Source organism: Burkholderia sp. Bp8986, assembly GCF_003854225.1.
Taxonomy (GTDB): domain Bacteria; phylum Pseudomonadota; class Gammaproteobacteria; order Burkholderiales; family Burkholderiaceae; genus Burkholderia.
The window spans coordinates 189695-213020 of sequence record NZ_QTQM01000001.1; the positions used below are offsets into that span (position 1 = coordinate 189695).

General features: G+C 69.2%; 20 protein-coding genes. 9 read left to right on the forward strand and 11 right to left on the reverse strand.

Annotated features, from left to right (window positions below):
* Window positions 1–296 precede the first annotated feature (296 nt).
* Together DID99_RS00805 and DID99_RS00815 are read left to right on the forward strand one after the other, a co-directional pair.
* The gene (locus DID99_RS00805) at window positions 297–1361 is read left to right on the forward strand and encodes a phytoene/squalene synthase family protein (protein WP_124665838.1); all 1065 of its coding nucleotides are present in this window, start codon (window positions 297–299) and stop codon (window positions 1359–1361) included.
* 503 nt (window positions 1362–1864) lie between these two features.
* Window positions 1865–3085: a porin gene (locus tag DID99_RS00815; protein ID WP_044842995.1), complete on the forward strand. Its 1221-nt coding sequence runs from the start codon at window positions 1865–1867 to the stop codon at window positions 3083–3085.
* A 226-nt stretch (window positions 3086–3311) separates the two neighbouring features.
* On the opposite strand, the gene DID99_RS00820 is transcribed toward DID99_RS00815, so the two are convergent.
* The 8 genes from DID99_RS00820 to DID99_RS00855 form a co-directional block, all read right to left on the reverse strand.
* Window positions 3312–4802 carry an efflux transporter outer membrane subunit gene (locus tag DID99_RS00820; RefSeq protein ID WP_124665840.1) on the reverse strand — a complete coding sequence of 497 codons (1491 nt, stop codon included), beginning with the start codon at window positions 4800–4802 and terminating at the stop codon, window positions 3312–3314.
* 10 nt (window positions 4803–4812) lie between these two features.
* Complete coding sequence (locus DID99_RS00825; protein ID WP_124665841.1) at window positions 4813–5967, reverse strand: ABC transporter permease; 1155 nt, start codon at window positions 5965–5967, stop codon at window positions 4813–4815.
* Window positions 5964–6935 (reverse strand): ABC transporter ATP-binding protein, encoded by a 972-nt coding sequence (locus DID99_RS00830; RefSeq protein WP_124484925.1) that lies wholly within the window; start codon window positions 6933–6935, stop codon window positions 5964–5966. Before DID99_RS00830 ends, DID99_RS00825 begins: the two co-directional genes overlap by 4 nt.
* Window positions 6932–7897 carry an HlyD family secretion protein gene (locus DID99_RS00835; RefSeq protein ID WP_124665842.1) on the reverse strand — a complete coding sequence of 322 codons (966 nt, stop codon included), beginning with the start codon at window positions 7895–7897 and terminating at the stop codon, window positions 6932–6934. Before DID99_RS00835 ends, DID99_RS00830 begins: the two co-directional genes overlap by 4 nt.
* The gene (locus DID99_RS00840; RefSeq protein ID WP_124665843.1) at window positions 7894–8592 is read right to left on the reverse strand and encodes a TetR/AcrR family transcriptional regulator; all 699 of its coding nucleotides are present in this window, start codon (window positions 8590–8592) and stop codon (window positions 7894–7896) included. The genes DID99_RS00835 and DID99_RS00840 overlap by 4 nt, the downstream gene beginning before the upstream one ends.
* A gap of 430 nt (window positions 8593–9022) precedes the next feature.
* On the reverse strand, window positions 9023–9448 hold the full coding sequence (locus tag DID99_RS00845; protein WP_124665844.1) for a cupin domain-containing protein: 426 nt from the start codon (window positions 9446–9448) through the stop codon (window positions 9023–9025).
* Window positions 9449–9460: 12 nt separating this feature from the next.
* Window positions 9461–9898, reverse strand: coding sequence for a carboxymuconolactone decarboxylase family protein (locus DID99_RS00850; protein ID WP_044843002.1), 438 nt, complete (start codon window positions 9896–9898; stop codon window positions 9461–9463).
* A 94-nt stretch (window positions 9899–9992) separates the two neighbouring features.
* A complete protein-coding gene (locus tag DID99_RS00855; protein WP_124665845.1) occupies window positions 9993–11474 on the reverse strand; it encodes a PLP-dependent aminotransferase family protein in 1482 nt (493 codons plus the stop codon).
* 298 nt (window positions 11475–11772) lie between these two features.
* Here DID99_RS00855 and DID99_RS00860 point away from each other — a divergent pair, with 298 nt between their 5' ends.
* On the forward strand, window positions 11773–12690 hold the full coding sequence (locus DID99_RS00860; protein ID WP_124665846.1) for a LysR family transcriptional regulator: 918 nt from the start codon (window positions 11773–11775) through the stop codon (window positions 12688–12690).
* A gap of 144 nt (window positions 12691–12834) precedes the next feature.
* Window positions 12835–13584 carry an SDR family oxidoreductase gene (locus DID99_RS00865; RefSeq protein ID WP_124665847.1) on the forward strand — a complete coding sequence of 250 codons (750 nt, stop codon included), beginning with the start codon at window positions 12835–12837 and terminating at the stop codon, window positions 13582–13584.
* Between the two features lie 70 nt (window positions 13585–13654).
* Here DID99_RS00865 and DID99_RS00870 read toward each other — a convergent pair whose 3' ends face one another.
* Window positions 13655–15310: a glycoside hydrolase family 32 protein gene (locus DID99_RS00870; RefSeq protein WP_124665848.1), complete on the reverse strand. Its 1656-nt coding sequence runs from the start codon at window positions 15308–15310 to the stop codon at window positions 13655–13657.
* 200 nt (window positions 15311–15510) lie between these two features.
* Window positions 15511–17073 (reverse strand): glycoside hydrolase family 68 protein, encoded by a 1563-nt coding sequence (locus DID99_RS00875; RefSeq protein ID WP_124484917.1) that lies wholly within the window; start codon window positions 17071–17073, stop codon window positions 15511–15513.
* A gap of 167 nt (window positions 17074–17240) precedes the next feature.
* Here DID99_RS00875 and DID99_RS00880 point away from each other — a divergent pair, with 167 nt between their 5' ends.
* From DID99_RS00880 to DID99_RS00900, 5 genes are all read left to right on the forward strand, one after another.
* Window positions 17241–18275 (forward strand): substrate-binding domain-containing protein, encoded by a 1035-nt coding sequence (locus DID99_RS00880; protein WP_124484916.1) that lies wholly within the window; start codon window positions 17241–17243, stop codon window positions 18273–18275.
* 370 nt (window positions 18276–18645) lie between these two features.
* On the forward strand, window positions 18646–19332 hold the full coding sequence (locus DID99_RS00885; RefSeq protein ID WP_044843008.1) for a type 1 glutamine amidotransferase domain-containing protein: 687 nt from the start codon (window positions 18646–18648) through the stop codon (window positions 19330–19332).
* A gap of 145 nt (window positions 19333–19477) precedes the next feature.
* The gene (locus tag DID99_RS00890; RefSeq protein ID WP_044843009.1) at window positions 19478–20587 is read left to right on the forward strand and encodes an NADH:flavin oxidoreductase/NADH oxidase; all 1110 of its coding nucleotides are present in this window, start codon (window positions 19478–19480) and stop codon (window positions 20585–20587) included.
* A gap of 159 nt (window positions 20588–20746) precedes the next feature.
* On the forward strand, window positions 20747–21817 hold the full coding sequence (locus DID99_RS00895; RefSeq protein ID WP_124665849.1) for an AI-2E family transporter: 1071 nt from the start codon (window positions 20747–20749) through the stop codon (window positions 21815–21817).
* A gap of 219 nt (window positions 21818–22036) precedes the next feature.
* A complete protein-coding gene (locus tag DID99_RS00900; protein ID WP_044843011.1) occupies window positions 22037–22411 on the forward strand; it encodes a hypothetical protein in 375 nt (124 codons plus the stop codon).
* A 39-nt stretch (window positions 22412–22450) separates the two neighbouring features.
* On the opposite strand, the gene DID99_RS00905 is transcribed toward DID99_RS00900, so the two are convergent.
* On the reverse strand, window positions 22451–23245 hold the full coding sequence (locus DID99_RS00905) for an SDR family NAD(P)-dependent oxidoreductase (protein ID WP_124665850.1): 795 nt from the start codon (window positions 23243–23245) through the stop codon (window positions 22451–22453).
* Window positions 23246–23326: the final 81 nt, after the last annotated feature.

Genomic DNA, 23326 nt, shown 5'->3' on the forward strand with positions numbered 1-23326 from the left:
TTGTCGCGTCAGGCGTGAGAATTGCGGGAACACGTCGCGGTCGAGACGGTGCGATCCGCCCGTCGCCGCCAGCCGGCGCCGCGATCGTCGCGCCGACGCGGTTCGGCAGTTGCGCGCCCACTTCGTCGGACGGATCGCGAGCGTGGTCGCCGGATGCACTAAACTTGCGGGACTTTTGCATCGCCGCGCCGGGCCGACACCCGCCCGCGCACGGCGATGCGGCGACTCGCTGGCCGGCGCGGGCGCCCGGCGCCCGCGTGCGTCCGGGGCCCGCGCCGGCCGATTTTTACCGACCCATGACGACGCATACCGATCCCGCCTACCTGCTCGGCGACCTGCTGAAGAACGTTTCCCGCTCCTTCTACCTGACGCTGCGCGTGCTGCCCGACGGCATGCGCGACCCGGTCGGCCTGGCCTACCTGCTCGCGCGCGCGGCCGACACGATCGCCGACACGGCGCTGGTCGCGCCCGATCGCCGCGCGGCGCTGCTGACCGACCTGCGGAACGAAGTCGAGCGGCTCGGCGACGGCGCGGTGCTGTCGCGCTCGCTCGAGGACGTGACGCGGATGCAGACGGATTCGCACGAACACGTGCTGCTCGGCTCGATGCAGCCGATGCTCGCGCTGCTGCGCGCGCAGCCGGATGCGGACTGCGCATCGATCCGCAAGGTCGTCGCGACGCTGACGTCGGGGATGGAATTCGACCTGCGCACGTTCCCCGACGAACAGTCGGGCCGCGTCGCGTCGCTGCCGAACCGTGCCGAGCTCGATCGCTACACGTACCTGGTCGCCGGCTGCGTCGGCGAATTCTGGACCGACATGACCGGCGCGCACACGCGCGCCGCGCGCGGCTGGGACGTGCCGGACATGCGCGAGAAGGGCATCCGTTTCGGCAAGGCGCTGCAGATGACCAACATCCTGCGCGACTGCGCGAAGGATCTGCGGATCGGCCGCTGCTATCTGCCGGAGGACGTGCTGGCCGCATACGGCGTCGGCGTCGCCGACCTGATGACACCCGATGCGTCGGCGCGCGCGCGCGGCGTGCTGGTCGACCTGCTGCGCGTGACGCTCGACCAGTATCGCGACGCGTGCCGCTACACGCTCGCGATTCCGCGCCGCTTCGTGCGGCTGCGGCTCGCGTGCCTGTGGCCGATCATGATCGGCCTCGAAACGCTCGAACTGCTGGCCGGCCACGATGCGTGGCTCGATCCGGCGACGCCGGCGAAGGTGCCGCGCAAGCGGATCTACCGGATCATGGCGTCGTCGCTCGCGCTCGTCGGTTCGAACGCCGCGATCCGTGCGCGGATCACCGCGCTCGTCGACGCGGTGAACGCGCGGATCGCGCAGCCGTCCGCGCGCTGAATCGCGCTGAACGATGCCGGCGCGTGACGCGACCAGCGTCGGCATCGCCCCTCGGCCCGCGTTCGCCGGGCCGCTCACGTCTCCCGTCCGATGGTCCGCGCGCGGACTGAAACGTTTTCACGATTTCGCTTCCCGAAACGTGGGTGTCATGAATGTCAGCGATCCTGCGCGGCGGCGTGAATCGCGGCGTCAGCCGCGCTCGCGCATTCGTAAGAAGGTTGTTGCCGAGGGCGTCTGACGACATTGGACGGTCGCGATGCACCAGTAAAAATGTAAAGCTAGGGTTTTCACCGGGAAATGCCGGCAAGGCCCGCTGCGTAAGCGTTTTCAGGTGTTATGTAACCGTTTGGTGAACCCCCGCGTTGCGTCGATCATACGATGACCGACCGCACATGTTGGGAAACGATTGGTAATCCGTCAGAATCGCACCGGCATGTACTCGCACATGTGTCAGTCATAAAACCACACCAGAAAAGAAATCATTCTTTGAGGACGGAGAATCAATGAAAAAGCGCGTCGCTTTCGCCATGACGGCAGCGGGTCTCGCAGCCGCTACCGCAGCCCACGCCCAGAGCAGCGTGACCCTGTACGGTATCGTCGATAACGCTATCGCCTGGCAGAACAACTCGTCGGCCACCAGCGCGGTTTCGGGCGGTCACTCGAAGGTGCAGATGGCCACCGGCATTTGGGCAGGCAGCCGCTTCGGCCTGAAGGGCAGCGAAGACCTCGGCGGCGGCACGAAGGCGATTTTCCAGTTGGAAGCCGGCTTCAACGCGAACAACGGCTCGTCGCAATGGACGAACGGCATCTTCACGCGTCAGGCGTGGGTTGGTCTGACCAACGCGACGTACGGTACGCTGACGGCCGGCCGCCAGTACACCGCGTACTACACGCTGCTGTCGCCGTATAGCCCGACGACCTGGCTGACCGGTTACTACGGCGCGCACCCGGGCGATATCGACTCGCTCGACACCAGCTACCGCGCGAACAACTCGCTCGTCTACATGTCGCCGAAGTTCTACGGCTTCACGGTCGGCGGTTCGTACTCGCTCGGCGGCGTGGCAGGCAGCTTCAACCGCGGCTCGACCTGGAGCGCGGCGGTCCAGTACCTGAACGGCCCGGCAGGCATCGCGGTTGGCTATCAGCGCATCAACAACGCGACGCTCGGCGGCGGCGTGTGGGGCGCGAACTCGACCGCGCAAAACGGTCTGGATTCGAGCGGCAACGGTGCGGAGCAGGCCGTGTCGTCGATCAACGGCGGCTACAAGACGGCACAGTCGCAGCAACGTGTCGCCGTGACGGCCGGTTACCAGTTCACGCCGGCGTGGGACATCTCGGTGTCGTACTCGAACGTCCAGTACATCCCGGGCAACCTGTCGGCATTCCACAATACGGCGATCTTCAACACGGCGGGCGCAGTGCTGCACTGGAAGGCAGCGCCGCAGTGGGACTTCGCGGCAGGCTACTCGTACACGCGTGCGACCCAGTCGAACGGCATCTCGAGCTCGGCCAAGTACCATCAGGTCACGCTGTCGCAGTACTACAGCCTGTCGAAGCGCACGGGCCTGTACGCGGTTGAAGCGTATCAGCACGCTACCGGCAACACGATCAGCGGCCTGACCGGCGGCATCGTCAATGCAACGACGTCGATCGGCGACGGCGTGGGCGCAGGTTCGAAGCAGAACCAGATCGCGGCCGGCGTCGGCCTGATCCACCGCTTCTGATGCCGCGCGGCGCGCGAGCGCCGCTTACGGCTTCCGGTACGAAAACCGGCCTTCGGGCCGGTTTTTCCATTTGCGGCACGTGTGGTGCGTATTGCGGGTTCGGTCATGGATGGTCGTCGAATGGAAGCGCGCGGCGACGGCTGTCGAGCCCGACAAGTGTGCCGCTCATGCGGTGCATGACGTGCAGGCCGGCAATGCCCGGTCGGCGCCGACGCCGTCGTGTCGATCACCGCGCCGCATCATCCATCCAGTTCCCCGCCAGCGCCTGGAACAGCGCCGCCGTGTCGGCCAGCCGGTCGGCCTGCGCGCGCGTGCGGTCGAGCGCGGTCTGCAATGCCTGCCGCTGGGCGTCGAGCAGCGCGAACGCGCTGATCCCGCCCGCCGCGTAACGGTCGCCGGCGATCGCGTTGCCTGCCGCCGCTTCCCGTGCGGCCGTGTCCCGCGCTTGCAGCGCCGTCGCATCGTGTTCGACCGCGCGCATCGCGTCGGCGACCTGCTGGAGCGCCAGCAGCACGGTTTCCCGATAGCTCGCGAACGCGGCGTCGTACGCGGCTTCGGCCGCGCGCTTCCTCGCGTGCAGCTCGCCGCCATGAAAGAGCGGCTGCGTCAGGCCGAGGCCGACATTCCACACATTGAGCCCGCTCACGATATCCGCGATGCGCGTGCGTTCCGAACCGATCCCCGCCGAAATCGAAAAACGCGGATACAGGTTCGCGGTCGCCACGCCGACGTTCGCGCTCGCCTGGTGCAACACGGCCTCCGCCGCGCGGATATCGGGCCGTTCGCGCGCGAGCGTCGACGGCAGTGCGACCGGCAGCGTGCGCGGCAGCGTGAGCGCGTCGAGCGCGAGGTCGGGCAGCTCGGCACCGGACGGCGGCGCGCCCAGCAGGATCGCGAGCCGGTGGCCGGCCTGCGCGTAGCGGGCCGCGAGCGGCGGCAGCGAGGCCTGCGTCTGCGCGAGCAGCGTGCGCTGCGCATGCACGTCGGCCTGCGATACGCCGCCCGCCGCGAAGCGCGCGTCGACGATCCGCAACTGCCGGGCTTGCGCGTCGACGAGCTGCCGCGTGAGCGCGATCTGCTGCGCGAGCGACGCGCGCAGGATCGCAGTCGCGACGACGTTGCCCGCGAGCGTCAGGCGTGCGGCGTCGAGCAGGTACGCCTGATAGTCGACCTGGGCGCGCAACGCCTCGAGCGCGCGCCGGTTGCCGCCGAACACGTCGAGCGCGTACGACACGCTCACCGACGCGTCGTACAGCGTAAACGGCCCGGGATTCGGCACGTTGGCGGGCAGCCCGAATGCAGCGATGTCGACCTTCTCGCGCGTGGCGGACAGGTTCGCATCGACGCGCGGCAGCATCGTCGCGCCGGCTTCGGCCGCGTGGTTCTGTCGCGCTTCGTCGAGCCGCGCGCGGGCCTCGGCGAGCGTCGGGCTGTTGTGCCACGCGGTATCGACGAGCCGGTTCAGCGGTGCCGAGCCGAACGCGGTCCACCACTGTTGCGGCGTGTGCGCGGCCGATGCGAACGTCTGCGCGTCGCCGGCCGGGCCGCCGGCGGCGGCCGTCGTGACCGGCGGGTCATCGCGCGTGTATTGCCGTGTGGCCGGCGCATCGGGCGTGCGGAAATCCGGCCCGACCGAGCAGCCGGCGACGAGCAGCGCAACGGCTGCCCATGCGCTGCGGCGGGCGGCGGGGCGGGCGCGACGCGAAGCCGGTTTCATCGTGCGGCCCCTAGTCGAGCGTGCGCCGGTAGAAGCGCAGCGCGACGCCCATCACGACGAGCGTAAACAGCGCGACGGGCCACACGGACGGCCACAGGTCGGCCCAGCCGTTGCCTTTCAGCAGGATGCCGCGCACCAGGCGGTTGAAGTAGGTTAGCGGCAGCAGGTTGCCGATGAACTGCGCCCACTTCGGCATCCCGGCGAACGGAAACATGAAGCCCGACAGCAGGATGTTCGGCAGGAAGTAGAACACCGCGAGCTGCATCGCCTGCAACTGGTTCTGCGCGAGCGACGACAGCGTGATGCCGACCGTCAGGTTCGCGGCGATGAAGAGCAGCGCGGACAGGTAGATCGCGACCATGCCGCCGACGAACGGCACGTGGAACACGAAGCGCGCGGCCACGAGGATGATCGACACCTGGATCAGCCCGATGAACACGTACGGGACGATCTTGCCCGTCATCACCTCCAGCGGCCGCACGGGCGTCGCCAGCAGGTTCTCCATCGTGCCGCGCTCGCGTTCGCGCGTGATCGCGAGGCCCGTCATCATCACCATCGTCATCGTCAGGATCACGCCCATCAGGCCCGGCACGACGTTGTACTGCGTGATGCCTTCCGGGTTGTACAGGCGGTGCAGCACGATGTCGAACGCGGCCGGGCGACCGTTCAGGTGCGCGAGCGGGCCCGTCAGGTCCTTGTCGGCGACGGGTTGCACGAGGCCCGGCAGCGCGCCGAGCGCCGATGCGGTCGCGACGGGGTCGGTCGCGTCCGCCTCGACGAGCAGCGACGGGCGCTCGCCGCGCAGCAGCCGCTTCGAGAAGTCGGCCGGCACGCTCAGCACGAACTGCACGTCGCCGCGTGCGAGCGCATGCTGGCCGGCCGCTTCGTCGGGCAGCGTCGCGACGATGTCGAAATACGCGGAATTGCGCATCGCGGCGATGAAGCTGCGCGCGAACGGGCTCGAGTCGGCGACGATCACCGCGGTCGGCAGGTGCTTCGGATCGGTGTTGATCGCGAAGCCGAACAGCGCGAGCTGGATGATCGGCACGCCGACGATCATCGCGAACGTCACGCGGTCGCGGCGCAGCTGCAGGAATTCCTTCAGCACGATGCTCCACCAGCGCGCGACCGAGAACGCGTCGCGCAGGCCCGTCCACGTGCTCATGTCGCCGCTCCGCCGGGCGGCCCGGATGCGCGGCCCATCATGTAGATGAAGACGTCTTCGAGCCCGGTGTCGATCGGCGAGACCTGCAGCTGCGCGTGACCGTTCTCCTGCGCGCCGGGCTGCGCCGCGACCTGCGCGAGCGTCGCGTCGAGCAGCGCTCGATCGCGGCCGCTCACGTGCAGCGTCGAGCCGAACACGACCGTCTGGTCGACGCCCGGCATCGTGCGCAGGCGCGCGGACAGTTCCGCCAGGTGCCCGCCGGTGACCGTGCGCGTCGACAGGTGCTGCGACGCGACGATTTCCGCGGCCGTGCCCTGCGCGAGCAGTTCGCCGGACGCGATGTACGCGAGCTTGTGACAGCGCTCGGCCTCGTCCATGTAGTGCGTGCTGACGAGTACCGAGATGCCTTGCGCGGCCAGCCGGTGCAGCTCTTCCCAGAAGTCGCGGCGCGCGGCCGGATCGACGCCGGCAGTCGGTTCGTCGAGCAGCAGCAGCTCCGGCTCGTGCAGCATGCACGCGGCGAGCGCGAGGCGCTGTTTCCAGCCGCCCGACAACGCGCCCGTGAGCTGGTCCGCGCGGCTCGCGAGACCGAGCCCGTCGAGCGCGCGCGCGACAGCCGCCTGACGATCGGGCATCCCGTACACGCGTGCGACGAAATCGAGGTTCTCGCGGATCGACAGGTCTTCCCAGTACGAGAAGCGCTGCGTCATGTAGCCGACGCGGCGCTTGATCTGCGCGCTGTCGCGCACGATGTCGTAGCCGAGACAGGTGCCGCTGCCCGAGTCGGGCGTGAGCAGGCCGCACATCATGCGGATCGACGTCGTCTTGCCGCTGCCGTTCGGCCCGAGAAAACCGAAGATCTCCCCGCGCGCGACGCGCAGCGAGACGTCCTTCACGACGTGCTTGTCGCCGAAGCGCTTGTTCAGGCGGTCGACGTCGATCGCATACGGGGCGGGCGGTGCGTTCATCGCATCCTCACGGCGACGGGCTGGCCCGGGTGCAGCTTCGGCGCGTCGGCGACGGCGGGGCGCGCCTCGACCATGAATACGAGTTTGGTCCGGCTCTCGTTGCTGTAGATCACGGGCGGCGTGTACTCGGCCGCGCGCGACACGTAGGTGACGCGCGCGGGGACGTCGGCCGGGCAGCCGTCGCAGCGGATCGCAACCGTGCGCCCCGGCGCGATCGACGCGACGGCGGCCTCCGGCACGAAGAACCGCACTTTCAGGTTCTGCGGCGGCAGCATCTGCACGACCGGATTGCCGGCCTGCACCCATTCGCCGACGCGATACAGCGTGTCGTACACGCGCCCGGCGGCGGGCGCGGCGACGCGCTTCTGGTCGAGTTTCCATTGCGCTTCGGTGACGGCCGCCTGCGCGGCATCGACCTGCGCGGCCTGGGCCGCCACCTGCTGCGCGCGGCCCGGCAGGCGCGCGACGTCGACCTGGTTCTGCAACTCGCGCACCTGTGCGGCGGTGGTTTGCGCGGACGTGCGCGAATCGTCGAGCTGCTGCTTCGACAGGCCGCCGGCCGCGTACTGGCGTTCGTCGCGCGCGAATTGCGCGGCGGCCCGCGCGGCCTGTGCCGCGGCCTGCGCGAGCTGGGCCCGCGTGACCGCGACTTCCTGCGGGCGCTTGCCGGTCTGCAGGTCGGCAAGCTGCGCGCGCGCGGCCTCGAGCTGGTGTTGCGCCTGCCGCAGCGCGGCCGTTTCGTTGACGGCTTCGAGCGAGAACACCGGCGCGCCGGCCGCGACGGCCTGGCCGCGTTCGACCGACAGTTGCGTCAACGTGCCCGCCTGCGACGACGACAGGTATACGAACTCGCCTTCGACATAGCCCTGGAAGGTCGTGACGTCGTTCGCCGGCCGTCCGCAACCGGCGAGCAGCGCGACGGCGGCGGCCAGCGCGAGCGGCAGCGGGCGGGGCGCGTTCACGATGGCCTCCGTCGCGCATGCGCGTCGGGATGCGGCGCGGCGGCGGGCGGTTGCATGCCGGAACCGAGCAGCGCGCGGACGTGGCGCTGCAGCACGTCGCGATCGATCGGCGGCAGGCCGCGCGCGCTCTGCCACAGCTTCGCGGTGGCGAGCGGCAGCATCACCAGCGCGATGATCGAATGGAACAGGAACGCGGGTTCGAGCGCGGGGTTCAGCGTGCCGGCCTGCTGCGCGGCGCGGATGCGCTCGGCAAACCGCCCGACATGCTCGAGCGGAATGCGCCGGATCATCCGCTCGCGCAGCAGCCCGCCCTCGTGGACGATCTCGCGCAGCCAGATCGACGGCAGCCAGGGCATGCGATGCGTGACGTCGAAGAAGCGGTCGACGAGCTCGGCGACGAGCGCGAACGGATCGTTTTCGATCTGCGGCGCGGTCGGCCGCCACACGAACGCGATGACCTGCGCGAGCCGCTCCTCGACGATCGCGTCGAGCAGCTGCTCGCGATTCGTGAAGTAGTAGTGAACCATCGCCGACGTGACGCCGGCGGCCGCAGCGATCTGCGCGACCGTCGTCGCGGCGATGCCGCGCTCGGCGAACAGCTGCATCGCGACGTCGAGCATGTGGTCGCGCAGGTCGAAGTCGTCCACCGACGGGCGGCGCCCGCGCGGCCTGGCGACGGTGGATTTCGCGTTCATGAAATCGACGCTAATTGATGAGTTAGTTAATTTCAAGGCAGGGTTTTCGCCCGCGTTGATCGCGATCAGGCGAGTGGCGAATGGCGGGGCGGACGGGCGGGGCGGCGGCGTGGCGAAGGGGCGTGCGCCGGCGGTGGAGTGTAGGGAGCGGCTAATGCGGAAGACGCGGGAACTCGCGGGGAACTGGCGGGTGATCGACGGGGGAAATGGCGGGTGAAACGTTGATCGAAACGTGGGTGAAACGGCCGGCGAAACGGCGGCGAAACGGCGGGCGAAACAGCGGCGAAACAGCGGCGAAACAGCGGCGAAACAGCGGCGAAACAGCGGGCGAAACGGCCGAGCCCGACACCTGCTAGGAAGTCGCGCGGCACGGGGCGGGACGCCGGCCGTGCAGCACGGCGGCGCGCCCGACGCGGCACGGCCTCCTAAATCACTGATCGATCGGCGACTTCAGCGGCACATGCTCGCCCGTCAGCCCGAACACGACGAGTTGCGCGGGTTCGGTCGCGCTCGCATTGCGCGACACCCGGTGGCGCGAACCGGGCGGCTCGTACCAGCCTTCGCCGGCGCGATAGCGGCGCACCGGGCCGTTGTTCACCTGCGACAGCACTTCGCCTTTCGACACGACCGCGAACACCGAGCCGAGGTGCTTGTGCGCTTCGGATGCCTGACCGGGCGCATAGTCGACGGTCGCGACGACGGCGCGCTTGCCGGGCGCTTCGGGCACGGCCTGTTGCATGATCGCGTGCACGCTGTCGCCGGTATCGTGCGCGCGGGCGGCGGCCGGCAGCGCGGCGCCGAGCGCGAGCGACGTGCACAGCATCGCGCGGCGGAGCGTGGAGCTGGAGCGCATCATCGTCGTCTCCCCTTACTCGGGCATCTTGCGGAACGCGATCGCGAAGCGGTTCCACGTGTTGATCGTCGCGATCAGCATCGACAGCTCGAACAACTCCGTGTCGCTGAAATGGGGCTTCACGGCTTCCCACACGGCATCGGGCACGTGATTGTCGGCGACCAGCGTCAGCGCTTCGGTCCATTCGAGCGCCGCACGTTCGCGCTCGGTGAAGAACGGCGTTTCGCGCCAGACGACGACCGTCGCCAGGCGGCGATCGGTTTCGCCGCCGTTGCGTGCGTCGGTGGTGTGCATGTCGACGCAGAACGCACAGCCGTTGATCTGCGACGCGCGCAGCCGGACGAGTTCGGCGAGCGGCTTCTCGATCGAGCTTTTCGCGAGGAATTCCTCGGCGTTGCGCATCACCTTGATGGCGTTCGGGCTGGCGGTATAGAAGTTCAGACGCGGTTGCATGGCAGGTCCTGTTCGGTTGGATGCGCCCGGTGGCGCGACAGGACCCACTTTAAGCGTGCCACTGGCCTGCTTGAATGGCCAATTCCTGGAAAATTCAGGTAACCAGTGGCGGGCCGCCGACACGGCCTGAATCCAGCAGCGCGGCCAGCTTCGCGAGCGCGGTGTCGATGCGCAGCGCGTCGATCCCGCCATAGCCGAACAGCAGCCCCGCGCGGGCCGCCGAGCCGACGTGGAACGCGGTGATCCCGTACAGGCCGATGTCGTGCTCACGCGCCGCGCGGACCAGCGCGGCTTCGTCGAGCCCCGGTTTCAGGTGCGCGGCGAGGTGGATGCCGGCGGTCGGCACGATCGTGTCGAACCACGGCGCGAGGCCGCCGCGCAGATGCGCGAGCAGCATCTTGCGGCGCGCGTCGTAGTGTTTCTGCACGCGCCGCAGGTGCCGCGCGAAATCGCCTTCGAGCATGAAGCGCGCGAGCGCCGCCTGCGTCAGCGTGCAGGTGTGCCAGTCGACGATCTGCTTCGCCTTGGCGAGCGCGCCGCGCAGCGCGCGCGGCGGAATCGCGTAGCCGATCCGCAGTTCGGGAAAGATCGTCTTCGAGAAGGTGCCGACGTACGCGACCAGACCCGTGCGGTCGAGGCTCTTCAGCGATTCCACCGGCCGGCCTTCGAAGCGGAACTCGCCGTCGTAGTCGTCCTCGATGATCACCGCGCGGCGGCGCTGCGCCCATTCGAGCAGCGCGACGCGCCGCTCCAGCGTCATCGGCATCCCGAGCGGGAACTGGTGCGACGGTGTCACGTAGACGAGGCGCGCGTCGTCGGGCAGCCGCCCGGTGACGAGGCCGTGCGCATCGACCGGCACGCCGATCACCGTCGCGCCGAGCGACGCGAACGCCGCGCGCGCCGGCGGATAACCGGGATTCTCGACCGCGACGACGTCGCCGGGCCGCACGACCACGCGTGCGATCAGGTCGAGCGCCTGTTGCGCGCCTTGCGTGACGAGCACGTCGTCCCAGCCGCACGCGACCGCGCGGCTGAACGCGACGTAGCGCGCGATCGCGCCGCGCAGCTGCGGGTCGCCGGCCGGCGCATGGTACTGGCCGGGGCCGCGCGCCTGCTGGCGCAGCGCGTGATGCAGGCAGCGGCGCCATGCGTCGAACGGAAACAGTGCCTTGTCGGTCACGCCGCCGCGGAAGTCGAACGCGGGCGCGTCCTGCGGCGTGGGCATCGCGAGCGCGTCGGGCAGTTCGTCCCACAGCGCGCGTGCGTCGACGGCATGGACGGGCGGCGCGTCCTCGACGAGCGACGGCGTTGCCGCCGCCGCGTGCGGAACCCGCGCCAGGCCGCCGGCGACGAACGTGCCGTCGCCCGCGCGCGTGTTCAGGTAACCCTCGGCGACGAGACGTTCGAACGCGTCGAGCGTCGTCTTGCGCGACACGCCGAGCTGCTTCGCGAGATCGCGCGTCGACGGCAGCCGGGCGCCGCCTTCGAGCCGCCCGTCGACGATCGCGGTGCGCAACTGCCGGAAGATCTGCCCGGTCAGGTCGTGACGGCCTTCGATGCGGATCGCGATGTCCATCGCAGTGGTTACCTCGAATGCGGAAATATGACGTCGATCAGCATACCGGAAGTTCATGGCCGGATCGGCGTTCGCGCATGCGCGGGCGGCATCGTTCGGCCAGGGCACGCGCGTGGCGTCGAGGAGGCAGTGAAAGGCGGCACATGGCACGCAACGCGCGCCGGATGCGGCAAATGGCACGGCGCGCTGCGGCGCCCCGGCCGGCTGGGCATCCGCCCGCTGCCGGCAGTGCCATTCGATTGCGTCGGCGCCCGCCGCTGCCTTACGATCCACCAGACCCCCCGACCGGAGTGCGCTCATGCTGTCCGAAGACGAACTCGCGCTGCTCGATGCGATCCGCGCCACCGGCAGCCTGTCGCGGGCGGCCGCACGGCTCGGCAAGGCGCCGTCGACCGTGTCGCACGCCGCGCGGCAGCTCGAAACACGCTTCGACGCGCTGCTGTTCGACCGCCGCGGCTACCGGCTGCAGCTCACGCCGGCCGGCCAGCTGCTGACCGACGAGGCATCGCGCCTCGCGCTGGACGTCGCGCGGCTCACGCAGCGCGTGCGGCAGGTCGCGAGCGGCTGGGAGGACCGGCTGTGGATCGTCAGCGACGAGGTGCTGGAATTCGATACGCTGCTGCCGGTCGTCCGCGCATTCGATGCGCTCGATTCGGGCGTGTCGCTGCGTTTCACGCACGAAGTGCTCGGCGGCACCTGGGAAGCGCTGCGCGATGGTCGCGCGGATCTGGTCGTCGGCGCGACCAACGAGCCGCCGGCGATTCCGGGCTTCAAATGGTTCGAACTCGGCGCGATGGAGTGGGTGTTCGCCGTCGCGCCGCGCCATCCGCTGGCGTCGGCGGGCGCGCGGCTGACCCGGGACGCGATCGGCGCGCATCGCGCGGTCGTCGTCGCCGACTCGTCGCGGCAGGCCGTCGGCCGTGTGTACGGACTGCTCGGCGGGCAGGCGGTGCTCGCGGTGCCGTCGATGCGCGCGAAGATCCTCGCGCAGCGCGACGGGCTCGGCGTCGGCTGGGTGCCGCGCCGGCGGGTCGCGTCGCTGCTGGCGCGCGGCGAGCTGGTCGAAAAGGAAACGGCCGATCCGCGCGAGCCGAACGTTTTGTATGTCGCGTGGCGCGGCGACCGCGACGGCCGCGCGCTGCAATGGTGGCTGGAGCAACTGCGCGAACCGCGGCTCGCGCAGCGCCTGCTCGACGGGATCGACGTGTCGGGCTGAGCGCGCCGGGCCGGCACGCGCCGGACGGCCGGGGCAAACACGTTCGAAGATTTCGCACGTGTCTGCCGCGCCGGTCGTACGGCAAGGCCGGGCGCCGCGCGCATCCTGTGTTCACGGTCAACTCACCGGTTCAAGGAGAACATCATGCAACGCTTCGAAGGAAAAACGGTCCTCGTCACGGGCGGCAACAGCGGCATCGGCCTGGCGGCCGCACGGGCATTCGCGGCCGAAGGCGCGCGGGTCGTCATCACCGGCCGCGACGAGCAGACGCTTGCCGCCGCGCGCGAGTCGCTCGGCGACGGCGCGCTCGCGATCCGCAACGAGGCCGGCAGCGTCGCGTCGGCGCGGGCGCTGGCGGACGCGATCGCGGCCGCCGGTGCGCGCCTCGACGCCGTGTTCATCAACGCGGGCGTCGCCAAACTCGCACCGTTCGCGGATATCGACGAGGCGTTGTGGGACCTCGTGTTCGACACGAACGTGAAGGGCGCGTATTTCCAGATCCAGGCGCTCGTCCCGCTGCTGAACCGCGGCGCGTCGATCGTGATCAACGGCTCGATCAACGCGCACATCGGGATGCCGGGGTCGTCCGTGTATGCGGCGAGCAAGGCGGCCGTCAATTCGTTCGCGAAGACGCTGTCGACGGAACTGCTGCCGCACGGCGTACGGGTGAACGTGGTGAGCCCCGGGCCGGTCCAGACGCCGCTGTACGGCAAGCTCGGCCTCGATGCGGCGACGCTCGACGAGACGGCCGACAAGATCAGGGGGCTCGTCCCGATTGGCCGGTTCGGCACGCCGGATGAAATCGCGTCGACGGTGCTGCACCTGAGCGCGCCCGAGTCGGCGTTCATCGTCGGCGCGGAAATCATCGCGTCGGGCGGGATGGGCTTGCTTTGAGCGTAGAACCGGCGGGGCTGCACGGCCTGACGCGAGGTCAGGAGCTGCAGCCCGCCATGCAATCGCATCGCTAGCGCGATGCACAGGCGTCACGGACGTCGCCGGCCTGATCGCGTCCGTGGAGCTGCGTGACCGTCAACCCCGAGAACGTCGCGCTCCCGTGCTCGGCGAACACGGCGACGCGGTCCGCATCGGGCGGCGGGAAGATCAGGTCCGTCAGCGCGACGCGGCCGCCGTTCGCGAACACCTCGACCGAACCACGATCGACGACGATTTCGAGCCGAAGCTTCCCGTGCTCGAGTGGCAGATCGACGATGTGCTCGCGGCTGAACGTGCCCGCGAAATCCGTGGCGCCGGAGCGCGAGCGGTCGAGCGTCAGCGTGCGCTTCGCCGTGTCGTACACGATCCGGGTGCCGATCGAGCCATCCGCGGAGCCCCGCACGATCAAACCCGCGCGGGCCGCGCGCCGCGGCGCGATCGTCACCGTGATGCGCTGGACGGTGCCGCGCGTGGTGTCCGACAGCGTGCGCGTGGCGGACTCGACGTTCAGGTTGCCTTCATGCACGGCGGGCCGCCCGTCGGCCCACGCATCGAACGCGGCTGCCGGCGTCACGATGAGCGTCGGTTCACCGCCGATCGTCTTCAACGCGAGTTCGCGCGGCACCGTCGTCGCGCCGCGCCAGGGCGCCGTCGGCGCTTTCGCCGCGTAGTCCCAGTTGCTCATCCATGCAATCGCGACAGGGCGCGCGCCCGGCGCGCCGGAGAACGTGCCGGCCGCGTAGAAGTCGGCGCCGTGATCGACCCAGCGGAATCGTGCGGGATCCGAACCGGCCGGTGCGACCCGATCGGGGACGAACGTGCGGCCGTCGAAGTCGCCGACGAAATACATCGCGCCGGAACCGCCGGCGATCGACCACGGGTTGACGTTGACGATCATGACCCACTTGATGTGCCGCGGATCGTCGTCGACGGGCAGCGGCACGAGGTCGGGCATTTCCCACAACGCGCCCGCATGCGGCACGTCCGGCAGCGTGAAATCGCTCAGGAACGACCAGTGAATCAGGTCGTCGGAACGGTAGAGCTTCACGACCTGCGCATCGGCGACGACGGTCGTCATCAGCCAGTAGCGTCCCGGCGCGTACCACGACACCTTCGGGTCGCGGAACTGCTTCGATTCCGGATCGAGCGTGAGCACCGGATTTTGCGCGTAGGGCCGCCAGGTCGCGCCGTGGTCGAGGCTGTACGCGAGCGACTGCGCCTGCGTGCCGGCTGCGTGACCCGAGCCGTCCTTGTAGACGCTCGTGTAAAGCGCAACCAGCGGCGTCTCGCCCGCCGCGCCGAGGCCGGACGTATTGTGCGTGTCGGCGACGATCGAGCCGGAGAAGATTTCCTCCGTCGCGTTCGCGCGCATCGCGACCGGCTGCTCGCGCCAGTGGACGAGGTCGGTGCTGGTCGCATGGCCCCACGACATGTTGCCCCAGTCGTGGCCGAGCGGGTTGTATTGGTAGAACAGGTGATAGCGTCCGTTCTCGTACACGAGGCCGTTCGGATCGTTCATCCAGTTGCGTTGCGGCGTGTAATGCACGGCCGGTCGCCATTGTGGCGTGGCGTTCCCGGGCGGCGTGCCGCAGGGCGCGGCGGTGGCGTGCGTGCAGGCCGCGCTTGCCGCACACGCGAACAGCAGCCGGGCGATCCGGCGGGAAAAGCGAAAAAACGTCGATTTCATGCGGAGTTCCGTGCTTCGGCGCGCGAAGCGGGAAAGGAACGCGCATGCCGCTTGCGACGGCGGCATGCGCGATTTCTGCGAAGGAGGGAGGCGGCGCGCACGCGACACGCATGACGTGCGCCGCCTCGACGCGGGCGGTGCCCGCCGCGTTCGTAGCGAGCCCTTTACGGACTCGTTACGGACGGGTGCCCGCGTCGCCGTCAGTGACCGGCGCCCGTCGCCGGCAGGTTCGCCGGGATGTCGCCGTAACCGCCGAGGCCGCCACGTCCGTACGTGCGGTCGACCGCCGTCGACGTGCCGTTGATGTTGACCTTCACCGTCGGCGCGAGCGTGCCGCCGCGACGCGGGCCGATCGCATCGATGAACGACTCGACGAGCCCGCCCGGCATCACGAAGTGCGAATACGACTGGAATTCGCGCGGGTTCTGGTTCGGGTCCTGCGAATACGGCGCGCCGGCCGGTGCGGAGAAGTCGGTCGGGTTGCCGAGCACGAGGCCGCTGCCGCCGTTCAGCGGCAGGAAGTCGCTGCGGATGCCGTTGCCGACGAAGCCGTAGACGCCGTCCGGCCCGTCGACGCCCGCGGCCATCGTCGTGCGGTGGCTGATCGTGAACAGGTAGTACTTGCCGTCCTTCAGATAGATCTGCGGGCGCTCGGTCTGGTCGTCGACGCAGTTCGCCGACAGGATCGGCGGCAGGAACTTCCATTCGGTCAGTTGCGGGTTCGTCGCGACCGCCAGGCCGACGTTGGCCTTTTGATACACTGCGCCCGAGTTCATCACGGCGTTGAGGTCTTCGCGGTACGGATCGTTCGGCGCGTAGCCGAGGTCGGCCTCGGTGCAGGTCCGGGCGCCGCGCTGCCCGCCCGTGTTGCCTTCGAACACCATGTAGGTCTTGCCCGGATGCGCGGGGTCGGTGAACACGAACGGATCGCGGAACGAGAAGTAGGTGTTCTGCTGGCCGGTCTGGTAGTAGTTGCCGTCCGGCTGCAGCAGCGCCTTGTGATCGTCGAAGCCGCTGAACCACACGTGCTTGTCGTCGGCATGGATATGACCGTCGGCGCGCGTGATGATCGCCTGCGGCGGCGTGATGTCGGCGCCGCCGGGCGCCGAGCGGTTGAACGACGTCGCGGTGTAGTACAGGCTGACGTTGTCGCCCTGCGTGAGGCGCGCGGAGCCCGACCATTCGGCGTTGTTGGTCATCGGCGACGTGCCGAACACCTTGACGCTCGCACCGTCCGGGAACAGGTGGCCGCCCCAGGTCCAGCCGCCGTTCGCGGGCCGCTGCGACGCGGGAATGCCGGCGCGGCGGTAGAAGAAGCCGATGCGCGCGTGGACGTGACGATCGTCGAACGTGTAGCCGGCATGCGGGTCGGCCGTGAGCGAGAAGATCACCTCCCAGCCCTTGTAGCTGAGCTGGTTCGCGCGCAGGTCGGCGAGCGGCCAGGTATCCCAGACCCACACGTTCGAGTTGATCAGCGGGAAATCCTGCGGGATGTCCGGCATCGTCAGCGCCTGCGGCAGCGAGTTCTTGTCGGCGCCGGCCGTGTGCGACTGCGCGACGATCTGGCGGATGTCCGCGCGGGTCCAGCGCATCGTGAAGTTGCCTTCGGGGTCATAGGCCTGCTGCGTATGCGGCGTGGGCGCGGGGGCGCCGGTGCTCTGTGCATGGGCGACGCCCGACGCGGACGCGAAGGCGGCCAGTGCCGCGCCAGCGAACAGCAAACGTTTGGCCGCGGTCGCGCGGCAAAAAGGAAAGTAAGTCATGTAGGCGTAGTTTCCGTTGACGGTGAGAAGGAACTGCTGACGGGATATCGATATCCAAACCGGTTTGGATGCTAATTCAAACCGGTTTGGACGTCAAAAGATTAATTTTTGACGGTAATAACTACCATTCGGCAATAATTGCTGCGCGAGCGGCGCGGCCGAATGGCATGCACAACGCGAGGAGCGACGTGAAGGTGAATCTGAAGGCACTGTCGGATGCGCTCGGGCTGTCGCGCACGACGGTCAGTCGGGCGCTGAACGGCTATGACGATGTGAGCGAGGCGACCCGCGAGCGCGTGATGAAGGCCGCGCGCGACCTTGGCTATGTCGCGGATCCGACCGCGCGCCGGCTGGCGACGGGGCGCTCGGATGCGATCGGCATCGTGTACCCGTTCGGCGCGGGAGATCTCGGCGATCCGCGCTTCGGCGAGGTCGTCGCGGGCATCACCGAACGGCTCGCAGAGCGCAATCTCGACTTCATCATCGCGGCCGCGCGGCCGAACGCCGAACTGGACACGTATCGCCGGCTCGTCGACGGGAAGCTCGTCGACGGGCTGATCGTCGCGCGCACGCTGGTCGACGATCCGCGCCTCGCGTACCTGCGTTCGCAAGCGTTTCCGTACGTCGCGTACGGCCGCACGCAAGCCGCCGAGCCCTATGCGTGGTTCGATTTCGACAACGAGGCCGGCGCGCGCGATGCGGTGCGGCGCCTGATCGGCTTCGGTCATCGCCGTATCGCGATGATCAGTGCGCCGCTGTCGCTCAATTTCGCGATGCAGCGTCGCGCCGGGTATCTTGCGGCGCTGCGCGAGGCCGGTATCGCGCCCGATCCGGCACTGCTCGTCGAGTGTCCGTTTACGCGCGAGGGCGGGCAGCAGGGCGTGCAGGCACTGCTCACCCGGGCCGAACGGCCGACCGCGCTGCTGGTCGACAACAACATCGTGGGCGGCGGCGCGTTCCGGGCGCTGATCGACGGCGGCTTGCAGCTTGGGCGGGACATGTCGCTGATCGTCTACGACGGCGTGCCGCCGGACGTCGCGCATCCGCATCGCGTGACGGCGGTGGTGCAGCCGACCGGACATGCGACCGGGCGTGCGCTCGCGGACCTGATGCTGGCGTTGCTCACGGACGGCGTTCGCGGCCATCGGCTCGAGACGCCGGTGATCGACGCCGGCGATACGGACGGGCCGCTGCACGGGTAGCCGACGCGGCGCGAACCGGGGAGCGGGGCGCGCTCCGCAACGGACGTTGCGGCACGCGCTCCGTCGCAAAAGCCATGACGGCGGCAGGGCCGAATGCCGGGTTTCTAGACGACCGGTCTAATTCGACGCTATCATCCAGCCTCATGAAATGCGACGTCGCGAAAATGCCATATCGCGCTGCGATGCTGGGCGCGCAGGTTATGCCGTCGCTTTTTTTCGAGCCATTTCTAGACGACTGGTCTATTAGGCCTGGCAATATTTTTGGTACGGAGCCGGCACGTTGACGCGCGCCAGCGGCCTAACCCGCAGGCGCGCCGTCGCCGCCGCCGCGACGCGGCCCCGTTCCCCCATTTCTAAGGAGTGTCCGATCATGAAGATTCTGGTTGTCCTGACCTCGCACGACACGCTCGGCGACACCGGCAAGAAAACCGGCTTCTGGCTCGAGGAACTGGCCGCGCCGTATTACACGTTCAAGGATGCGGGCGTCGAGTTGACGCTCGCGTCGCCGCAGGGCGGCCAGCCGCCGCTCGATCCGAAAAGCAGCGATCCGTCCGCGCAGACCGACGCGACGCGCCGCTTCGACGCGGATCCGGCGGCCAAGGCCGAACTCGCCGCCACGCGCAAGCTGGCCGAGGTGTCGGTCGACGATTACGACGCGGTGTTCTATCCGGGCGGGCATGGCCCGCTGTGGGATCTCGCCGAGGACCTGCATTCGATCGGCCTGATCGAGCGCGCGCTGGCGGCCGGCAAGCCGGTCGCGGCCGTGTGCCACGCGCCGGGCGTGCTGCGCCACGTGAAGGACCCGAAGACCGGCGAGTCGGTCGTGCGCGGCAAGCGTGTGACGGGCTTCACCAACAGCGAGGAAGCGGCCGTCGAGCTGACGGAAGTGGTGCCGTTCCTCGTCGAGGACATGCTGAAGACCAACGGTGCGCAGTTCGAGCGCAGCGCCGACTGGGCGCCGCATGTCGTCACCGACGGGCTGCTGATCACGGGGCAGAACCCCGCGTCGTCGGAGCCGGCAGCCGAGGCGCTGCTCGCGAAGCTCGGCCGTCAGTAAGCCGAGCCTGGCGCCGGCATGACCGGCGCCGGATGGTTTCCGTCGTCGGGCGCGACCGTCCCGGCGACGGCTCGCATCTTTCCGCCGTGCGCACCGCGCGGCGGCTCATCCAGTCGTTTCGCAGAACCAAGCAAAGGAGTGGTGGATGTCTGCCCTGTTCGAACCGTTCAAACTCAAGGATGTCACGCTGCGCAACCGCATCGCGGTGCCGCCGATGTGCCAGTACGTCGCCGAAGACGGCGTCGTCAACGACTGGCATCACGTGCATCTGGCCGGTATCGCGCGCGGCGGCGCGGGCCTCGTGATCGCGGAGGCGACGGCCGTGTCGCCGGAAGGCCGCATCACGCCGGGCTGTGCCGGGCTGTGGACCGATGCGCAGGCCGCGGCGTTTGCGCCGTCGGTCGCGGCGATCAAGGCGGCCGGCGCGGTGCCCGGCATCCAGATCGCGCATGCGGGCCGCAAGGCGAGCGCGAACCGTCCGTGGGAAGGCGACGACCACATCGCCGACGGCGATCCGCGCGGCTGGCAGACCATCGCACCGTCGGCGGTGCCGTTCGGCGCGCACCTGCCGAAGACGCCGCGCGCGATGACGCACGACGACATCGCCCGCGTGCAGGCCGACTTCGTCGCGTCGGCGAAGCGCGCCCGCGACCTCGGCTTCGAATGGCTCGAACTGCACTTCGCGCACGGCTACCTCGGCCAGAGCTTCTTCTCCGTGCATTCGAACCAGCGCGACGACGAGTACGGCGGTTCGGCGGAAAACCGCGGCCGGTTCCTCGTCGACACGCTGAAGGCCGTCCGCCAGGTCTGGCCGGAGCACCTGCCGCTGACCGCGCGTCTCGGCGTGATCGAATACGACGGGCGCGATGAAGCAACGCTCGCCGAATCGATCGCGCTCACGCAGCGGATGAAGCAGGAAGGCCTCGACATGCTGAGCGTGTCGGTCGGTTTCTCGACGCCCGACGCGCGCATTCCGTGGGGCCCGGCGTTCCTCGCGCCGATCGCGGAACGCGTGCGCCGCGAGGCCGGCTTGCCGGTGTCGTCCGCCTGGGGGATCGATACGCCGCAACTGGCCGAGCGCGTCGTCGCCGAGCAGCAGCTCGATCTCGTGATGGTCGGCCGCGCGCATCTTGCCGATCCGCACTGGCCGTACTACGCGGCCAGGCAGCTCGGGGTCGAGCGGCCGTCGTGGACGCTGCCCGCGCCGTACGCGCACTGGCTCGAACGCTACCGCGTCGCCGACAAGGCGGCCTGAGCACGCGTTGCACCGCGCGGCGGTGCGGCGTTCGCGGCACGCATTTGACGATGCTTGGCAGTGCGTGCGCATGCCGTTGCGGCGTCGATGGATAGAATGGCGGTTCGTACAGGCTCGCGGCCTGCACGACCGCCATTTTTTCATTTCGACCGAGGTGCCATGCGCGCACATGTCTCGCCTTCCCAGGATTCCGCCACGCGGCCGCGTGCCCAGCAGATCGCCCGCGTCGTGCTGTATGCGGCGCTGCTGGTGCTCGCGCTGTGGGTGATCCGCGATTTCCTGCCCGCCATCGCGTGGGCCTGCGTGATCGCGATCGCGTTGTGGCCGCTGCTGAAACGCTTCGAATCCCACCGCTGGTTTCGCGACCGGCCGACCCTGATCGCGACCGTGATTACCGCCGGCGTGTCGCTGCTGGTCGTGCTGCCGGTCGCGATCGCGCTCGCGCAGGCGATCTCGCAGGCGCACGACCTGCGCCTCTGGCTGCATTCGATCCAGGACAACGGCATTCCGCTTCCGGACGTCGTCGGCCGGTTGCCGTACGGTGCCGCGCAGGTCACCGAGTGGTGGCAGGCCAATCTCGGTCATCCGCTGCACGCGGGCAGCGCGATGCATGGCGCGAGCGGCGAGAAGTTCATCGCGTTCGGCCGGCAGTTCGGCACGAAGCTCGCGCATGCGCTGTTCGAGTTCGGCTTCATGCTGGTCACGCTGTTCGTGATCATGCGGGCCGGCCACAAGCTGTCGGGCGCGTTGCTGCAGGGTGCGCGGCGCGCGTTCGGCCGCGGCGGCGCGGATCTGATCGAACGGATGGTCTCGGCCGTGTACGGCACGGTGACCGGGCTCGTCGTCGTCGGGCTGGGCGAGGGCGCCATTCTCGGCGTCGCGTATGCGCTCGCCGGGGTTCCGCATGCGGCGCTGCTCGGCCTCGTCACGGCCGTCGCCGCGATGCTGCCGTTCTGCGCGCCGATCGTGTTCTGCGGCGCGGCGCTCTGGCTGTTCGTGCAGGGCGCGACCGCGTGGGCCGTCGTGGTGCTGGTGCTCGGCTTCGTGGTCGTGTTCGTCGCCGAGCATTTCGTGCGGCCGGTGCTGATCGGCAGCTCGACCCGCCTGCCGTTCCTGCTCGTGTTGTTCGGCATCCTCGGCGGGGCCGAGACGTTCGGCCTCATCGGGCTGTTCGTCGGCCCCGCGCTGATGACGGTGCTGACGATGCTGTGGGCGGAATGGGTTGCTTGACGACGCCGCCCGTCGCGCCGCTCCGACGCATCGACGTCAGAAGGCGGGCGCGCGAACGCGCCCGGCACGGCCACGATTCGTGACGATCGGGCACGCGCCGGACTGCGTCGGGCAGCGCATCGGACACAAGTCTCTACATTTCTTTTCGATCCGGACCCAAAGGTCGAGTAGCATGGGGCTTTCGATCACGCCGGCATGGCGCAGCAGATTTCACCAAGCATGCGATTGATTCCGATGTCCCGCCCCGCAGCGACGCTGTCCCTGGCCGCCAGCTGCCTGATGCTGCACGGTTGCGCGTGGTTTGACTCGTGGCTGCCGTTCTCGTATTCGCGCACGCCGCTGGCGAGGGCCGCGTCGCGGCACGGCGCGACGCGCGCCGACGTCGTCCGCGCCGGCGGCAACCCGCGCAGCGTGTGGATGGTCCGCAACGGCAGCGGCGTCTGCTACAACTACTTCATCGAGCACGACAACGATCACCGGGCTTTCTTCGTCGTGTTCGACAAGGCCGGTGCGGTCACGCAACACGGCTTCGATACCTGCATGGACGCCGATCGCAAGGGCACGCTTCAATCGGACAAGGCCGCCTCGCGCTAGTGCGGCCGCCATGCGCCGCGCGAGCGTGTCACGCCGTCGTCACGCTATCGTGTCGACCACGCCGCCATCGACGCGCAATGCCGCGCCCGTCGTCGCCGAGGCCTGCGGCGAGCACACGTACACAACGAGATTCGCGACTTCCTCCGTCCTCGCCGGCCGCTGGATGATCGAGCTCGCGCGCTCGCTGCGCACGAAATCGACCGCGACGTCGTCGATGCTGCGGCCCGTGGCGTCGGCCGTTTCCTTCAGCAGCGCCCGCACGCCTTCCGACATCGTCGGCCCCGGCAGCACCGAATTGACCGTCACGCGCGTCCCGGCCGCGAGTTTCGCGAGGCCGCGCGCGATCGCGAGCTGCGCGGTTTTCGTGAACCCGTAGTGAATCATGTCGACCGGGATGTTCAGCCCGGACTCCGACGAAATGAACACGATGCGGCCCGTGTTCCGCGCGAGCATCCCCTTCAGGTAGTGCCGCGCGAGACGCACGCCCGACATCACGTTCATCTGGAAGTAGTGGGCCCATTCGTCGTCGTCGATGTCGAAGAACGCCTTCAGCCCGTAGATGCCCGCGTTGTTGACGAGGATGTCGGCCTCCGGCGTGTGCTGCGTGATGCGCGCGACGCCGGCGGCGTCGGACAGGTCGGCCGCGACGCCGTCGAGGTCCGCGCCGGGTACGGCGCTGCGCAGCTGCGCGAGCGCGGCGTCGACCGACTTGTCGCTGCGTCCGTTGACGACGACGCGCGCGCCCGCCTGCGCAAGCCCTTCGGCGATCGCCAGCCCGATGCCGGCGGTGGAAGCGGTGACGACCGCGGTCTTGCCTGTCAGATCGATGTGCATGAGTGTATCGGTTGGAAGAGGGAACGGAACCCGCCGGGCGTGCCGCGGCGGCCGGAATTCAAAGCTTAGGCGATCCGGCCG

Bases quoted from the DNA above. Each gene is read 5' to 3' on its own strand.
- DID99_RS00805 (WP_124665838.1), top strand. From the start codon at position 297: ATGACGACGCATACCGATCCCGCCTACCTGCTCGGCGACCTGCTGAAG.
- DID99_RS00815 (WP_044842995.1), top strand. From the start codon at position 1,865: ATGAAAAAGCGCGTCGCTTTCGCCATGACGGCAGCGGGTCTCGCAGCC.
- DID99_RS00820 (WP_124665840.1), bottom strand. From the start codon at position 4,802: ATGAAACCGGCTTCGCGTCGCGCCCGCCCCGCCGCCCGCCGCAGCGCA.
- DID99_RS00825 (WP_124665841.1), bottom strand. From the start codon at position 5,967: ATGAGCACGTGGACGGGCCTGCGCGACGCGTTCTCGGTCGCGCGCTGG.
- DID99_RS00830 (WP_124484925.1), bottom strand. From the start codon at position 6,935: ATGAACGCACCGCCCGCCCCGTATGCGATCGACGTCGACCGCCTGAAC.
- DID99_RS00840 (WP_124665843.1), bottom strand. From the start codon at position 8,592: ATGAACGCGAAATCCACCGTCGCCAGGCCGCGCGGGCGCCGCCCGTCG.
- DID99_RS00845 (WP_124665844.1), bottom strand. From the start codon at position 9,448: ATGATGCGCTCCAGCTCCACGCTCCGCCGCGCGATGCTGTGCACGTCG.
- DID99_RS00850 (WP_044843002.1), bottom strand. From the start codon at position 9,898: ATGCAACCGCGTCTGAACTTCTATACCGCCAGCCCGAACGCCATCAAG.
- DID99_RS00855 (WP_124665845.1), bottom strand. From the start codon at position 11,474: ATGGACATCGCGATCCGCATCGAAGGCCGTCACGACCTGACCGGGCAG.
- DID99_RS00860 (WP_124665846.1), top strand. From the start codon at position 11,773: ATGCTGTCCGAAGACGAACTCGCGCTGCTCGATGCGATCCGCGCCACC.
- DID99_RS00865 (WP_124665847.1), top strand. From the start codon at position 12,835: ATGCAACGCTTCGAAGGAAAAACGGTCCTCGTCACGGGCGGCAACAGC.
- DID99_RS00870 (WP_124665848.1), bottom strand. From the start codon at position 15,310: ATGAAATCGACGTTTTTTCGCTTTTCCCGCCGGATCGCCCGGCTGCTG.
- DID99_RS00875 (WP_124484917.1), bottom strand. From the start codon at position 17,073: ATGACTTACTTTCCTTTTTGCCGCGCGACCGCGGCCAAACGTTTGCTG.
- DID99_RS00880 (WP_124484916.1), top strand. From the start codon at position 17,241: ATGCACAACGCGAGGAGCGACGTGAAGGTGAATCTGAAGGCACTGTCG.
- DID99_RS00885 (WP_044843008.1), top strand. From the start codon at position 18,646: ATGAAGATTCTGGTTGTCCTGACCTCGCACGACACGCTCGGCGACACC.
- DID99_RS00890 (WP_044843009.1), top strand. From the start codon at position 19,478: ATGTCTGCCCTGTTCGAACCGTTCAAACTCAAGGATGTCACGCTGCGC.
- DID99_RS00895 (WP_124665849.1), top strand. From the start codon at position 20,747: ATGCGCGCACATGTCTCGCCTTCCCAGGATTCCGCCACGCGGCCGCGT.
- DID99_RS00900 (WP_044843011.1), top strand. From the start codon at position 22,037: ATGCGATTGATTCCGATGTCCCGCCCCGCAGCGACGCTGTCCCTGGCC.
- DID99_RS00905 (WP_124665850.1), bottom strand. From the start codon at position 23,245: ATGCACATCGATCTGACAGGCAAGACCGCGGTCGTCACCGCTTCCACC.